The following is a 14292-nucleotide window of genomic DNA, read 5'->3' as shown; positions in this document are numbered from 1 at the left end:
CCCGTCAAAACCGGAGAATATTCAATGGATTGGCGACGTTACTTGGCAACGATGAAGGCTCTTATTATCAACTACCTATTTCTACTAACGACTGCGACGGTTTTTGGGCAGGCGGCCCCGGCGAAGGCGGTTTCGCCGGAGAAAATGCAGGCGATTTACGAGCAGATCAAAACGCCCTACAAATACGGCATCGTGCTTCCCCAGCCCGACAAGGGCCGCATGGTCGATAGTCCAACGGTTTTTCGGCAGGGCAACCGCTGGTACATGAGCTACATCATTTTCGACGGCAAGGGCTACGAAACCTGGCTGGCCACCAGCAACGATCTGTTGCATTGGACCACGCAGGGCAAACTCATGTCGTTTACCGAAAACACCTGGGACGCCACCCAGAAAGCGGGCTACGTTGCGCTGGTGAATACCGACTGGGGTGGTTCTTACGAAGTGGAAAAGTTTCAGAATAAATACTGGCTCTCGTACCTGGGCGGTTCGGAAAAAGGCTACGAAGCGGGTCGGCTGGGCATCGGACTGGCTTCAACCACGGACTTGACCCAGCCCAAAGAAGTGACGCGGCTGTCCAAACCGGTGTTGTCGGCCATCGACAAAGACGCCCGCTGGTACGACAACCAGACAATCTACAAAAGCCTGGTGATTCGGGATAAGGAGAAAAAAACCGGGTATCCGTTTGTGATGTACTACAATGCCAAAGGCGAAAAACCGGATACCGAAGGCAAAGGGTTCGAAAACATCGCAATGGCCGTTTCCAACGACATGACAACCTGGAAACGCTACGGACAGGAGCCGCTGATTACGCGAAAAACCGGGATTTGTGGCGATGCGCAGATTACGAAGATCGGCGATGTGTATGTGATGTTCTACTTCGGTGCGTTCTGGAAACCGGGTGCGTTTGAGCGGTTTGCCTGTTCGTATGACCTCGTCAACTGGACGGACTGGCAGGGCGACGACCTGGTGGCCCCTTCGGAATCGTACGACAAAACGTACGCCCACAAGCCGTGGGTGGTCAAGTGGCGGGGTGTGGTGTATCATTTCTACAATGCGGTGGGTGATCAGGGTCGGGTGATTGCCGTGGCCACCTCCAAAGATCTGGGCAAGAGTTCGCTGGGGCAGTAAGCGTTTTAAAAACGGATTGAATCTGATTTGAAAATGAAAAAAGCATTTTCCTGCTCTTGTATTGTTCTTATTTTCTGGTTGTTGACGAATCCGGTTCGTTCGCAGGACTTCGTACTCAAAACCGACGCTTTCAAACCGTACGTGACGGCCTTCAACGCAAACGATGAAGAACTTTACAAACAACTGATTCCGAACGACAAAGCCTGGGAGTTTCTGGCTGCGAATATTCCGCTGTTCGAATGTCCGGACAAGCAGCTGGAGCAAACGTATTATTTTCGCTGGTGGACGTTTCGGAAACACCTCAAACAGACGCCCGCGGGTTACATCATCACCGAATTTCTGCCGGACGTGGGCTGGGCCGGGAAATACAATTCCATCAACTGCCCGGCGGGCCACCATTTTTACGAAGGGCGCTGGCTGCGCGACGACAACTACCTGAAGGACTACGCCCGGTTCTGGTTTCGGGGTGGGGCAAGTCCGCGTTCTTACAGTTCCTGGGCCGCCGATGCCATCAGCGCCTTTGGAAAAGTCCATCCCGACAAGGCGTTTCTGACCGACTTGCTGCCCGATCTGGTGACGGATTTTGGGGAATGGGAGAAAATACGACTCGATTCGACCGGCCTGTTCTGGCAAACCGACAACCGCGACGGGATGGAAATTTCCGTGGCAGGATTGCTGGGGCAAAAGAATCAGGGCTACCGCGCGACCATTAACAGCTACATGTTTGGAAACGCCAAAGCGCTGGTGACCATTGCCGAAATGGCGGGCAACAAAACCGTTGCGGACGAGTACACGAAAAAAGCCGCTACCATCCGACGGCAGATTCTGACCCGGTTGTGGGATGATAAAGCGAAATTTTTCAAGGTCATTCCGCGTGGAACCGGCTCGCTGACCCGCGCCGATGTTCGTGAATTACACGGTTTTACGCCTTGGTATTTTTCGATTCCGGAAGAGAAACACGCCATCGCCTGGGCGCAGCTGACCAACGAACAAGGTTTCTGGGCACCCTACGGCCCAACAACTACCGAGCAGCGGCATCCCGGTTTTCGGATCGCGTACGAAGGGCACGAATGCCAGTGGAATGGCCCGAGCTGGCCTTTTTCCACCACCATTACGCTGACGGCACTGGCCAATCTGCTGAATGATTACAACCAAAAGGTCGTGAACAAACGCGATTTCTGGAACCTGCTGACGGCCTACAGTCGTTCGCAGCAACGGATTCTGGAAAACGGCCAGCGTGTCCCGTGGATCGATGAAAACCTGAACCCCTACACCGGCGACTGGATTTCCCGGACGCGTTTATCGACGATGGAAAACGGAAGCTGGTCGACGAAAAAAGGGGGACGGGAGCGCGGCAAAGACTACAACCATTCGGCGTTTTGTGATCACATCATTTCCGGTCTGGTGGGTATCCGGCCCAGCCACGGCAACGAACTCGTCATTAATCCGCTTCTGCCAGAAGATACCTGGGATTATTTTTGCCTGGACCGGGTGCCGTACCACGGCAAAACGCTCACGGTTTTGTACGACAAAACCGGCCAGCATTACGGCAAAGGGCGCGGTTTTCGCGTGTTTGTAAACGGAATAGAAAAAGCATCGGCAGCCACATTGCAACGCCTGACGGTGTCAATTTGAGTTGAAACTGGATGAATCCACTACACATGAAACTAAACGTTTCCATTCTCTTTCTGGGCCTGGCCGTTACGGCGGTGGGGCAAACGAAAAAAGCGCCGACCGCCAGTTATCAGGCAGCCCGGGCTCCGCTGCGCCCGAACGCTTACCAGGAACTGCCGCTGGGGGCCATCAAACCACAGGGCTGGCTCCGCGAGATGCTGGTGCGGCAGAAAACCGGCTCGACCGGACAACTGGATCAGTTGTATCCGCTGGTGATGAATGAGCGCAACGGCTGGCTCGGGGGCGACGGTGATCAGTGGGAGCGGGGGCCGTACTGGATCGACGGGCTGCTGCCGCTAGCTTACATTCTGGACGACAAAGCGTTGATTGCCAAGGCTAAACCGTGGATTGAATGGGCACTCAAAAGTCAGCAGCCCGACGGGTATTTTGGCCCCTCGAAAGACTACGGACCCGAACCCGGGGTGCAACGGAACAACAGCCGTGACTGGTGGCCCAAAATGGTGATGCTGAAAATTCTGAAGCAGTATTATTCCGCCACTGGCGACCAGCGGGTGATCCGCCTGATGACCAATTACTTCAAGTACCAGTTGAAAGAATTGCCGCAAAAACCGCTCGACCACTGGACGTTCTGGGCGCGCTACCGGGGCGGTGATAACCTAATGGTGGTTTACTGGCTCTACAATATCACCGGCGACAAGTTTCTGCTCGATCTGGGGGATCTGATTCACAAACAGACTTTCGATTACACGAACGGTTTTCTGAATACGGACATGCTTTCCCGCGCCGGAAGCATCCACTGCGTCAACCTGGCGCAGGGCATCAAGGCACCGATCATTTATTACCAGCACCACCCGGAGCAGAAGTACCTGGACGCCGTGGACAAAGGTTTTGCCGACATCCGGAAATTTAACGGCATGGCGCACGGCTTGTACGGCGGTGACGAAGCGCTGCATGGTAACAATCCGACGCAGGGTTCGGAGCTGTGTTCGGCGGTGGAAATGCTATTTTCGCTGGAAAGTATGCTCGAAATCACCGGAAAAGTGGGCTTTGCCGATCACATCGAAAAAATTGCGTTCAACGCGCTGCCGGCCCAGGTGTCCGACGATTACATGACCCGCCAGTATTTCCAGCAGGCCAACCAGGTGATGGCTACCCGTCTGACGCGCAATTTCGACGTCAACCACAGCGGTACGGACTTGTGCTTTGGATTGCTTTCGGGGTATCCGTGCTGCACCTCGAACATGCACCAGGGCTGGCCCAAATTCACGCAGAACCTCTGGTACGTAACCCCCGACAAGGGAATGGCGGCCCTGCTTTACGCACCCAGTGAAGTAAAGGCGACCATCGGCAGCGGCACGGAGGTTTCTTTCAGGGAGGAAACGAATTACCCTTTTGAAGAGACCGTCAAATTCACCCTGAACACGCCGAAAACCGTATCGTTCCCGTTCCATCTGCGCGTGCCGGAATGGTGCAAAAAGGCGTCGATCAAAATCAACGGAAAAGTCTGGCGGGAAGTCGAGGGCAATCAGGTGTTCAAGATCGACCGGGAGTGGAAGTCGGGCGACGTGGTAGAACTGGAGTTGCCGATGCATATCAAAAAGGACCTCTGGTTTGAAAATTCCATGTCGGTGGAACGCGGCCCCATCGTCTACGGGCTGAAAATCGGGGAGGAAAGCAAGCTGGTTAAAAACGACAAAGATCCAATTGAATACGGCGCTTCCTACGTGGAAGTTCGCCCAACGACGCCCTGGAACTACGGGCTGATTCAGGTGCCGGATAACAAGCTGGAAGAAAGCTACAAAGTGGAAAAGAAAGGCCCGGTTTCCCTGTATCCCTGGAATCCGGAAAGCGCACCGATTCAGATCAAAACACAGGCAAAGCGCATTCCGTCCTGGGGCTTATACAACGAAATGACCGGCCCGATTCCGTACAGCATCACGTACAACCTGGAAACCGGTCCGGAAGAAGAAATTACGCTGATTCCGTACGGCTGTACCAACCTGCGGATTTCCCAGTTTCCGGTTGTCCGAAAAAAGTAAGAAGGATATCCACACCGTTTTATTTTCCAACGTTCACTGTCCGTGGATGACGAACCGCTTTATGAAAAATACCTTTTCGTTAACGCTGTTTAGCGCACTTTTTTCGGTTGCGGTTTGGGCCCAATCGCCCAAACCTGTGCCCGAAAAATACCGGGCGTTGCCGCTCTCGGCCATCAAACCAACCGGCTGGCTGCGAAACCAGTTGCAGATCATGCGCAACGGCACCACCGGCCATCTCGACGAGGTGCACGCCAAGATCAGCAACGACAACGGCTGGCTGGGTGGCAAAGGCGATGCCTGGGAAGAAACCCCGTACTGGCTCGACGGCGCGGTGCCGCTGGCGTACCTGCTGGACGATAAACCGTTGCAGCAGAAAGTCAAAAAATACATCGACTGGGTGATTGACAACCAGCGGCCCTCCGGTTATTTCGGCGCGATTACCAAGGATGAGCGGGAGAAAAACGTGAAAGTGGATGTGGCTAACTGTGCGTCGGGCGACGACTGGTGGCCCAAAATGGTGATGCTGAAAGTGATTCAGCAGTATTATTCGGCCACGAACGACCCGCGCGTGATTCCGTTCATGACGAAATATTTCAAATACCAGTTACAGGCGCTGAAAAGCTGCCCGGTTGGAAAGTGGACTGAGTGGGCCACTTCGCGCGGAACCGACAATGTGATGATGGCGCAGTGGCTGTACGGCCTAACGGGCGACAAATCGCTGCTCGAACTGGCAGCCCTGATCGAGTCGCAGAGCTTCCAGTGGAGTGACTGGCTGGGCAACCGCGATTGGGTGATTGGCGCAGCCGCCCAGCAAAATGAAGAACATTGGATGCGCCGTCATGCCGTCAACGTGGGCATGGCGCTGAAAGCTCCGGCCATCAACTACCAGCGGACCGGTGACCCGAAGTACCTCAAATCGCTCAAAACCGGCTTCAACGACCTGATGACGCTGCACGGACTGCCGATGGGCATTTTCTCCGGTGACGAAGACCTGCACGGCAACGACCCGACCCAGGGCGTGGAGCTTTGCGCCATCGTGGAGTCGATGTATTCGCTGGAAAAGATCATCGGCATCACCGGCGATCCGTATTACATGGATGCCCTGGAACGCATGACCTTCAACGCGTTGCCGACGCAGACAACCGACGATTACAACGCCAAGCAGTATTTTCAGATTGCCAATCAAGTCCATGTCAAGCGGGGTGTTTTCAATTTTTCACTGCCGTTTGGTCGGGAAATGAACAACGTCTTCGGAATGCGGAGCGGCTACACCTGCTGCCTCGCTAACATGCACCAGGGCTGGACGAAATTTGCCGCCCACCTCTGGTACGCGACCCCCGACAATGGCCTGGCGGCTCTGGCCTACAGCCCCAACAACGTCACGGCGAAGGTGGGCGCGAAGAACACCGATGTAACGATCCGGGAAACAACCCGCTATCCGTTTGAGGAAGGTATTCAACTGGAATTGACGACGGCTTCCAGCGTACAGTTTCCGTTGCATTTGCGCATCCCGTCGTGGTGCCGGAAAGCGACGGTGGCCGTCAACGGCGAAACCGTGCAGACACCCGAAGGTGGTCAGGTAATTGTGCTGAACCGAACCTGGAAGAACGGTGATAAAGTGACACTAACCTTTCCGATGGCCGTCAGTACCTCCAACTGGGGCCGGAATTCGCGGGCGGTGGAGCGCGGGCCGCTGGTGTATGCCCTGAAGCTGGAAGAGAGCTGGGAAAAAGAAACCGAAAAAGACGAGGGTGACTACTTCAATGTGTTTCCGAAAGGCGACTGGAACTACGGACTGGTGGACAAAATTGTGAAAGACCCGGCGGCCCATCTGGAGGTGAAAACCGTTCAACCCGTTACCGACTCGTTCGTCTGGAACCTGCAAAATGCACCGATTGAAATCCGGGCGTCGGCCAGAAAAATTCCCGGGTGGCAAATCGTCAACGACGTAGCGCCCCAGCCCGTTACGGATCGCAACGGCCATTTTGTGGGCAAGGTGAATGAGAAACTGGAGACGATTACACTGGTACCTTACGGCTGTACGAAAGTGCGCGTGGTGGCGTTTCCGGTGGTGAAGTAACGTCTGGCTGAGTTTATTGTTAATACGCTGATGAACAAACCGATTGATAAACAATCCGCCGACCATTATTCGTGGGGGAGCCACTGCGATAGCTGGGTTTTGGCCGATACCGAAGGGCTATCCGTGAAAGAAGAACGTATGCCAGCCGGAACAAGAGAGCAGTTGCATTTCCACAGCCATGCTCAGCAGTTTTTCTATATTTTGAGTGGAACGGCCACCTTTTACGTGGACACGGAGAAAATGGTTGTTGCGACTCATCGGGGCATTTTGATCAATCCCCAAACGCAGCACTACATTGCCAACGAAACCGACGATCGGCTTGAGTTTCTGGTTATCTCGCAGCCGACAACGAAGAATGACAGAACAGCGGTTGGTGGATGAATGAGCCGCCACTGGTTGGAAAACACCACGTCAAACCGGCGTGGTGCTTTTTTGTTTTTATCAAAAAAACTGCATCCAACCCGCAGGATTTCTTCAACTTTCGCACCTAATCCCGTGTGTTCACCTTTAACGATACCGCCCGTTTGCAGGAGTCCGAACTAATCGCTGCGCTGAAAGCCGGTCAGGAATCGGCCTTCCGGATGCTGGTTGAGAGGCATCAGGGCAAGGTCTATAACACCGCTCTGGCGATTGTGCAGCAATCCGAAGAGGCCGAGGATATTGCGCAGGAAGTTTTCGTGGAAGTTTACCAAACCGTCAGCCAGTTTCGGGAAGAGGCCCGGCTGACCACCTGGCTCTACCGCATCACAACCACGAAAGCCCTGGAACTGCTCCGCAAACGGAAAGCGCAAAAGCGGTTTTCGCTGCTGACGAGCTTGTTTGGCGCGAACAATGAAGTGCTGCACGATCCGCCTGATTTTCATCACCCGGGCGTTTCGCTGGAGCAGCGGGAAGAGATGAGTACCCTTTTTAAAACCATTAATCAATTGGCTGATAAGCAGAAAGTAGCGTTTGTTTTGCATTATATCGAAGAACAGAGCCACCGCGAAATTGCGGAGGTGATGCAGGTGACAGTCTCTGCGGTAGAATCGCTGCTGCACCGTGCCAAACAGCATTTACGCAAACAATTGACACCGTTTTACCAGGAGAGAAAGAACCCGTGACGCCATGAACCAAAACGAAGAAAATCAACAGTGGGAGGACCGGTTTCGGAAGTTGGGAAAACTCAACCGCGCCCAACCCCGCCCCTTTTTTTATACCCGGTTGGAGACCCGGTTGGAGACCCGGTTGGAAACCCAATTAGGATTCCGTCGTGAGTCGTCAGAAGCAGCGGCTGTGTTGCCGTGGTGGTTGAAAAAACCGGCCTATGCCTTCGGAACGCTTGGCCTGCTGGTTGCCATGAACATTGCCGTGGCGGTCTGGCAAAACCGCCCCGCTGTTCCGGAAACAGACCCCGGCACCTACGAAGCTTTTGTGCAGGATTATCAGTTGAACCACCAAACCGCTTTTGTCGATGAATGATCGAAAACGCTATCGGCTGCTGGTCGGGATTATTGTCGCCCTTATGCTGTTAAACGCGGGGCTGATGGCCTGGATCTGGCTCGGCCCGCGCCACCACCGGTCGGCCCGCGGAGACGGCCGTTCGTATTTATCCAAAACCCTCGGTTTTTCGGATGAACAGCGGACAACGTACCGGGTTATGCGCCAGAAGCACTTCCAGACCATACGGCCTTTGCTCGACTCGCTGCGCCGGGAACGCCGACGGTTTTTTGAACTGGTGACGGATTCAACCCTGACCGACGGGCAGTTGTTGCAGCGGGCGCAGCAACTGGAAGAAAAAAACGCCCGGCTGGATGTGCTGAACCTCCTGCATTTTCGGCAGGTGAGCGCGTTGTGTACGCCCGAGCAGCGGCAAAAACTCAAGCAGGTGCTGGCCGAACGGCCCGGATTCGGCCCGATGGGTGGGTCGGGCTGGCCGGGAAGACACCGCCCGGATTCGGGTCGGAAAGACCGTTCAGAAAAAGAATGATTTTTTTTCGGGATCAGCCGCAGGGTTTCCGGCGGCTTCACATCTAAACAGGACAACTAAACAAATGAATACTATGAAAAAAGTGATGTGTGTGGCCTTGTTGCTGGCGGGATTGACGGTTTTTGAAAGCAACGCCCAGAACAGACCGGGTGGTGGACGGGGACGGATGCAGGACATGACGCAGGTGGAAGAAAGTGCCCTGCCCGCACCGGTGATGACCTACGTGAAGGATAAGTACCCGGGGCTGGCGGTTCGCCGGATCATGAAAGACAAGGAAGACAACTACATGCTGGTGGTGGCCGCCGATACGACCCGCAAAATTGTGATTTTTGATTCCAAAGGTACGTTCAAAGAAGAGCGGGCTATGCGGGGTCGCCGGGGCGGACCGGGCGGTAATAATCCAAACAAATAAGCCCAATAAACCGTATAGGTTCTGGATTCGTTGTTGAGCGTTTTTTAGCCATCTCACCCATTCACATTTCCGTCAGGATAGCCGTTGGTACCTGACGGAAATGTGTCTTTTGAATCGGGCCATTTTCATCCGTTGGACTAATGATTGCAAATTCACTCCCCTTGTTTCGTCCCGATACCGTTTGGACCAAACGGTTAATTTTCCGTGTTTGCGGATGGTTGCTGTTATTCCTGTGTTCGGTTTCACCGTTGCTTGCCCAGACCAACCAGTTGACCGGAAAGGTCGTCGATCCGCAGAATGGGGCTTTGATCGGGGTGCCCGTCATTCTGACGATGCAGCAGGATACGACCCAGAAACAGTATACCGTGACGGATACGAGTGGGGTTTTTTCGTTTGCGAACCTGAGCCCACAGGCGTACCGGGTCAAGGCAACGTATCTGGGGTTTCAGGATTATGACAAAATCATTACGATTACGGAGCCGGTTCAGGAGTTGGGAACTATTACGCTGGTAGAAGATTCGAAAACACTGAAAGAGGTGGTGATCAAGGGGCAAATACCGCCCGCCCAGCAGAAAGGCGATACACTTCAGTTGAATGCCGATGCGTTCAAGGTGACGCGCGATGCCTCAACGGAAGATCTGATTAAGAAAATGCCGGGTATTACCGTCGAAAACGGAACTGTCAAGGCGCAGGGGGAAGATGTGCAGCAGGTGCTGGTGGATGGAAAAATCTTCTTTGGCGATGACCCCAGTATTGCGCTTCGCAACTTACCGGCGGAGGTCGTTGATAAAATCGAGGTGTTCGACCGCATGAGCGATCAGTCGCAGTTTACCGGTTTTAACGATGGCAACACGACCAAAACCATCAACATCGTGACGCGGGGCGACCGGCAGAATGGTGTTTTTGGCCGGGTATACGGCGGTTACGGAACTAGCGGCACGTACTCGGCGGGGGGCAATGTTAACCTCTTCAACGGGGCCCGGCGTTTGTCGATTGTCGGTTTAAGCAACAACATCAACCAGCAAAACTTCTCGGCACAGGACCTGACCGGCGTGGCCAGTGGCGACGGCGGAGGAGGTAGCTTTGGCCGGGGTGGGGGCGGTGGCCGCGGAGGTCGTGGTGGTGGAGGAGGAGGTGGCCGCGGAGGGGGCGGTGGCAATTTTGGTGGGGGTGGTGGAAGCGACAACTTTTTGGTCGGCCAGCAGAGCGGGATCAACAAAACCAACTCGATTGGCCTCAACTTCTCCGACGACTGGGGCAAGCATCTGACGTTTCGGGGAAGCTACTTTTTCAACAACAGCAACAATAACAACGCCCAGACGGTTTTTCGGCGCTATACACTGGCCGAAAATGCGAGCCAGAACTACTTCGAAAATACCATCAGCCGGACCGAAAACTACAATCATCGGCTGGACTTCCGGCTGGAATACACGATTAATTCCAACAATTCGCTGCTGATTACACCCCGCTTGCGCTGGCAGAATAATAATTCAATGAGCCGGGTGGAAGGGATTACGTACCTGGCAGCCGACAGCCTGTCCGGGAATCCATCGCTGGGCAACAACTTTAATCCAATCCTGCCGCCCGATAGTTTGCTGCTCAACCGGACCAATACCGATTATACCGCCCACACGCGCGCTTTCAATTTTACCAACAATATTTTGTTCCGGCACCGGTTTGCCAAGCGAGGGCGTTCACTTTCCGTAAATTTCGGAACGCAGATCAGCACCCAGGATCGGGAAAATACGCAATTGTCGCTGAACGAGTACTTCACAGGGACAACGCCGGATCAGCGCATCGATCAGATCACAACCAACAATACGCCCAGTTACCAGTATTCGCTCAATGCTGCTTTCACGGAACCGTTGAGTAAATTGAGTCAACTGCAATTTAACTACACCACGACTTATCGCTACAGCGATGCTACTCGGCGCACCAATCGATACAATCCGGCAACGCAGCGTTACGATCAACTGGACTCCTTGCTGTCGAACACCTTCCAGAACGATTACCTGACCAATCAGGCCGGGGTGGGCTACAATTACCGTTCGCCCAAAATGGGCTTGAACGTAAACATGAATTTCCAGCGGGCCGACCTGATCAGCGACCAGATTTTTCCGCTGAACAACGACGTTCGGGCGCAGTTCAATAACCTGCTGCCGTCGGCCATGCTCGATATCCGGCTCTCGACCGACAGCCGCATCCGGATGTTTTACCGGACCAACACCCAGGCACCGGGCGTTACACAACTTCAGAATGTAATCGACAACTCGAATCCGTTGTTCCTTACTGCGGGGAATCCGGAGTTGAAACAATCGTACAGCCACAACGTATCGGCACGCTACCAGCTGACCAAGCCCGTGAAAGGCCGTAGCTTGTTTGTGTTTGTCAACCTCAGTTCGACCAATAACTACATTGCAAATTCGACGCTGATCAGCAACGGAACCGCTACTTTGCCCGATGGCACCACGCTGGGCCAGGGCGTTCAGCTGACGCGCCCAGTCAACCTGAGCGGTTTGTGGAGCCTGCGTTCGTTCGTGACGTACAGCACTCCGCTGAAATTTATCAAGAGCAACATCAGCCTCAATGGCGGAAATGGCTACAGTAGTTCGCCCAGCCTGATCAACGGCCAGATCAACAACGCCAATACCACAACCTGGTCGCAGGGAGTCAACCTGAGCAGTAACATCAGCCAGAATCTGGACTTCTCGCTCTCGTATTCGGGAAACTTCAATGATGTGAAATACTCGTTGCAGGCCCAAAACAACAACAAGTATTATTATCAGGTACTGAGTGGGCGGATCAACTGGATCTTTGGGCCGGGGCTGGTGTTGCAGTCCGATCTTTCCAATCAGCGTTATGCGGGTTTCAACGGCAGTGTCAATCAGCAGTATACACTCTGGAATGCCGCCGTGGGCAAGAAGTTCCTGAAAGATCAGCGGGGTGAGCTGCGGGTGTCGGTTTTCGATATTCTGAAGCAAAACAACAGCCTGAACGTGACCCAAACCGATACGTACGTTGAAAACAGCCGTGCGCAGGTGTTGCAGCGGTATTTTATGCTCACGTTTACCTACAACCTGCGCCAGTTCAAAGCCGCTCCTTCACGCGGCAACGGCGGGTCCAATGAACGGCCCGACCGCCCGAATTGGCGGGATGGGGCCGGAGGGGGACGGGCCCCGGGTGGAGGCCGTCCGCCGGGCCCAGGAAATAACTAAAAGCCTGACCAAAAAAAGAAAGCCAGACGACGTAAGTCACCTGGCTTTTTTTATCGCTTAATAAACGGTTATTTTTACAAATCAGATACCTTTCACAGTATCCCCGGCTATCAGCGATGTACTGATTATATAAACTCGCCCGGGGGAGAATTGTTTTCGATACCGTACTTTTATTTTCAAACCGTACCCAACCATGCGTGAAGTGGTTTTGCTGGGATTGACCCTGCTGATGGGAATGGCGTTGCTGGCTACTCTGGCCCGGCGGCTGCGCATTCCAACGCCTATTTTTCTGGTGATTGGTGGATTGTTGGTAAGTCTGATTCCGGGCGTACCGCTGCTAACCATTGAACCCGATCTCATTTTTCTGGTTTTTCTGCCCCCCCTGCTCTACGAGGCCGCCTGGTATATGTCTTGGCGGGAACTCTGGCGCTGGCGACGCATCGTGCTGGTGCTGGCGTTTGGCCTCGTGATTCTGACCGCCACCGCCGTTGCCTACACATCGGTGGAATTTATTCCCGGTTTCACGCTGGCGTTCGGTTTTTTACTGGGCGGAATCGTGTCGCCCCCGGATGCGGTGGCTGCCAGTTCGGTTCTGAAAGATATTGAAGCTCCCAAGAGTACACTCAATATCTTGCAGGGCGAAAGCCTGATCAATGACGCATCCAGCCTGATTGTGTTTCGGTTTGCGATGGGAGCCATTACGTCAGGCACGTTCGTTTTGCAGGAGGTAGCGGTTGATTTTGTGCTGGTCACGTTGATTGGCGGAGTGATCGGTCTGGCGATAGCCGGTGTTTTCTACGTCATCCACCGCTGGATTCCGATGGAGTCGCGCATCAGCATTCTGCTGACGTTTCTGGCACCGTATATCATGTACATATCCGCCGAACATTTTCATTATTCGGGCGTCATTGCGGTGGTGGCAGGTGGGTTGTTTTTGTCCAACCACAGCCATCGCATTCTTAACTACACCGAACGGGTCGAGGGGTTGTCGATGTGGGACACGGTTATTTTTATCATCAATGGGGTTGTTTTTGTGTTGATCGGGCTGGAATTGCCGGTGGTGGTACAGGGGCTGAAAGATTATTCCGACTATTCGCTGACAGATGCCATTTGGTATGGGTTATTGATCTCGGCGGTACTCATTGTGGTGCGGTTGGTGTTTGCCCTGATTGCGGCCTGGTGGACCCGCATTGCCGGTCGATTTATTACGGTGGCGGTGAAAAATACGGGCTGGCGGGGCCCCCTGGTACTGGGCTGGGCCGGAATGCGGGGGGTGGTTTCGTTGGCAGCGGCTTTGTCGATACCCCTCACGCTGGGCGGACAGCCGTTTCCGCATCGTTCGCTGATTCTTTTCATCACGTTTGTGGTAATTCTGGTAACACTGGTGTTTCAGGGGCTAACGTTGCCGTGGGTTATTCGCTGGCTGCATCCAAAAGAACTCTTTCCTCGTATCCCCGAAGAACAACAGGCGGCTACCATCAATCGAAAATTGCAGGAAGCCGCTTTGCGGGAACTGGAAAATGGGTATCGTGGGCAACTGGCTGATAATGAGTTGCTGGTTAATTTAAGGAATCGGCTGAATAGTGGGTTGCGGCTCAATCAAATTATGGCATCGGATCGGGATGGACCGCTACTGGCGCAGTATCATGAAGCCCTGGATCGGCTTCATCAGACCAAACGCTTGGAACTGGATCGGCTTCGGCGACAGGAGGAATTTGATGAAGAGGTGGTTCGGAAAATAGAAGCGCAGCTGGACCTGGAACAGGTAAAAAACAGTTATCTGGTTCAGTAAATGGAAAACCGTCGCTAACGGA

General features: G+C 53.9%; 11 protein-coding genes. All 11 read left to right on the top strand.

Translation table 11 applies throughout. From position 1 onward, the window contains the following. Window positions 1–51: 51 nt before the first annotated feature. The 11 genes from ACYVH9_RS14075 (at window position 52) to ACYVH9_RS14025 (ending at window position 14270) form a co-directional block, all read left to right on the top strand. Entirely contained in the window at window positions 52–1128 is a 1077-nt protein-coding gene (locus ACYVH9_RS14075; RefSeq protein WP_460636994.1) for a glycoside hydrolase family protein, read from the top strand. 33 nt (window positions 1129–1161) lie between these two features. Continuing rightward, window positions 1162–2763, top strand: coding sequence for an MGH1-like glycoside hydrolase domain-containing protein (locus ACYVH9_RS14070; protein WP_460636993.1), 1602 nt, complete (start codon window positions 1162–1164; stop codon window positions 2761–2763). A 26-nt stretch (window positions 2764–2789) separates the two neighbouring features. After that, window positions 2790–4802, top strand: coding sequence for a beta-L-arabinofuranosidase domain-containing protein (locus tag ACYVH9_RS14065; RefSeq protein ID WP_460636992.1), 2013 nt, complete (start codon window positions 2790–2792; stop codon window positions 4800–4802). A 61-nt stretch (window positions 4803–4863) separates the two neighbouring features. Beyond that, window positions 4864–6882, top strand: coding sequence for a beta-L-arabinofuranosidase domain-containing protein (locus tag ACYVH9_RS14060; protein ID WP_460636991.1), 2019 nt, complete (start codon window positions 4864–4866; stop codon window positions 6880–6882). A 30-nt stretch (window positions 6883–6912) separates the two neighbouring features. Continuing rightward, entirely contained in the window at window positions 6913–7263 is a 351-nt protein-coding gene (locus ACYVH9_RS14055) for a cupin domain-containing protein (RefSeq protein WP_460636990.1), read from the top strand. Between the two features lie 116 nt (window positions 7264–7379). Next, a complete protein-coding gene (locus ACYVH9_RS14050) occupies window positions 7380–7985 on the top strand; it encodes an RNA polymerase sigma factor (protein WP_460636989.1) in 606 nt (201 codons plus the stop codon). Between the two features lie 4 nt (window positions 7986–7989). Next, the gene (locus tag ACYVH9_RS14045) at window positions 7990–8343 is read left to right on the top strand and encodes a hypothetical protein (protein WP_460636988.1); all 354 of its coding nucleotides are present in this window, start codon (window positions 7990–7992) and stop codon (window positions 8341–8343) included. Continuing rightward, window positions 8336–8851, top strand: a complete 516-nt coding sequence (locus ACYVH9_RS14040; RefSeq protein WP_460636987.1) for a Spy/CpxP family protein refolding chaperone — start codon at window positions 8336–8338, stop codon at window positions 8849–8851. Before ACYVH9_RS14045 ends, ACYVH9_RS14040 begins: the two co-directional genes overlap by 8 nt. Before the next feature lie 73 nt (window positions 8852–8924). Continuing rightward, window positions 8925–9263 (top strand): hypothetical protein, encoded by a 339-nt coding sequence (locus ACYVH9_RS14035; protein WP_460636986.1) that lies wholly within the window; start codon window positions 8925–8927, stop codon window positions 9261–9263. A 140-nt stretch (window positions 9264–9403) separates the two neighbouring features. Further along, window positions 9404–12478, top strand: coding sequence for an outer membrane beta-barrel protein (locus tag ACYVH9_RS14030; protein WP_460636985.1), 3075 nt, complete (start codon window positions 9404–9406; stop codon window positions 12476–12478). Between the two features lie 193 nt (window positions 12479–12671). Continuing rightward, window positions 12672–14270 (top strand): Na+/H+ antiporter, encoded by a 1599-nt coding sequence (locus tag ACYVH9_RS14025; protein ID WP_460636984.1) that lies wholly within the window; start codon window positions 12672–12674, stop codon window positions 14268–14270. Window positions 14271–14292: the final 22 nt, after the last annotated feature.

Source organism: Larkinella harenae (assembly GCF_054780515.1).
This window is presented reverse-complemented; position numbering and strand designations above follow the sequence as displayed.

Excerpts from the sequence above, each read along its gene's own strand:
- ACYVH9_RS14075 (WP_460636994.1), top strand. The coding sequence starts at position 52 with ATGAAGGCTCTTATTATCAACTACCTATTTCTACTAACGACTGCGACG.
- ACYVH9_RS14070 (WP_460636993.1), top strand. The coding sequence starts at position 1,162 with ATGAAAAAAGCATTTTCCTGCTCTTGTATTGTTCTTATTTTCTGGTTG.
- ACYVH9_RS14065 (WP_460636992.1), top strand. The coding sequence starts at position 2,790 with ATGAAACTAAACGTTTCCATTCTCTTTCTGGGCCTGGCCGTTACGGCG.
- ACYVH9_RS14060 (WP_460636991.1), top strand. The coding sequence starts at position 4,864 with ATGAAAAATACCTTTTCGTTAACGCTGTTTAGCGCACTTTTTTCGGTT.
- ACYVH9_RS14055 (WP_460636990.1), top strand. The coding sequence starts at position 6,913 with ATGAACAAACCGATTGATAAACAATCCGCCGACCATTATTCGTGGGGG.
- ACYVH9_RS14045 (WP_460636988.1), top strand. The coding sequence starts at position 7,990 with ATGAACCAAAACGAAGAAAATCAACAGTGGGAGGACCGGTTTCGGAAG.
- ACYVH9_RS14040 (WP_460636987.1), top strand. The coding sequence starts at position 8,336 with ATGAATGATCGAAAACGCTATCGGCTGCTGGTCGGGATTATTGTCGCC.
- ACYVH9_RS14035 (WP_460636986.1), top strand. The coding sequence starts at position 8,925 with ATGAAAAAAGTGATGTGTGTGGCCTTGTTGCTGGCGGGATTGACGGTT.
- ACYVH9_RS14030 (WP_460636985.1), top strand. The coding sequence starts at position 9,404 with ATGATTGCAAATTCACTCCCCTTGTTTCGTCCCGATACCGTTTGGACC.
- ACYVH9_RS14025 (WP_460636984.1), top strand. The coding sequence starts at position 12,672 with ATGCGTGAAGTGGTTTTGCTGGGATTGACCCTGCTGATGGGAATGGCG.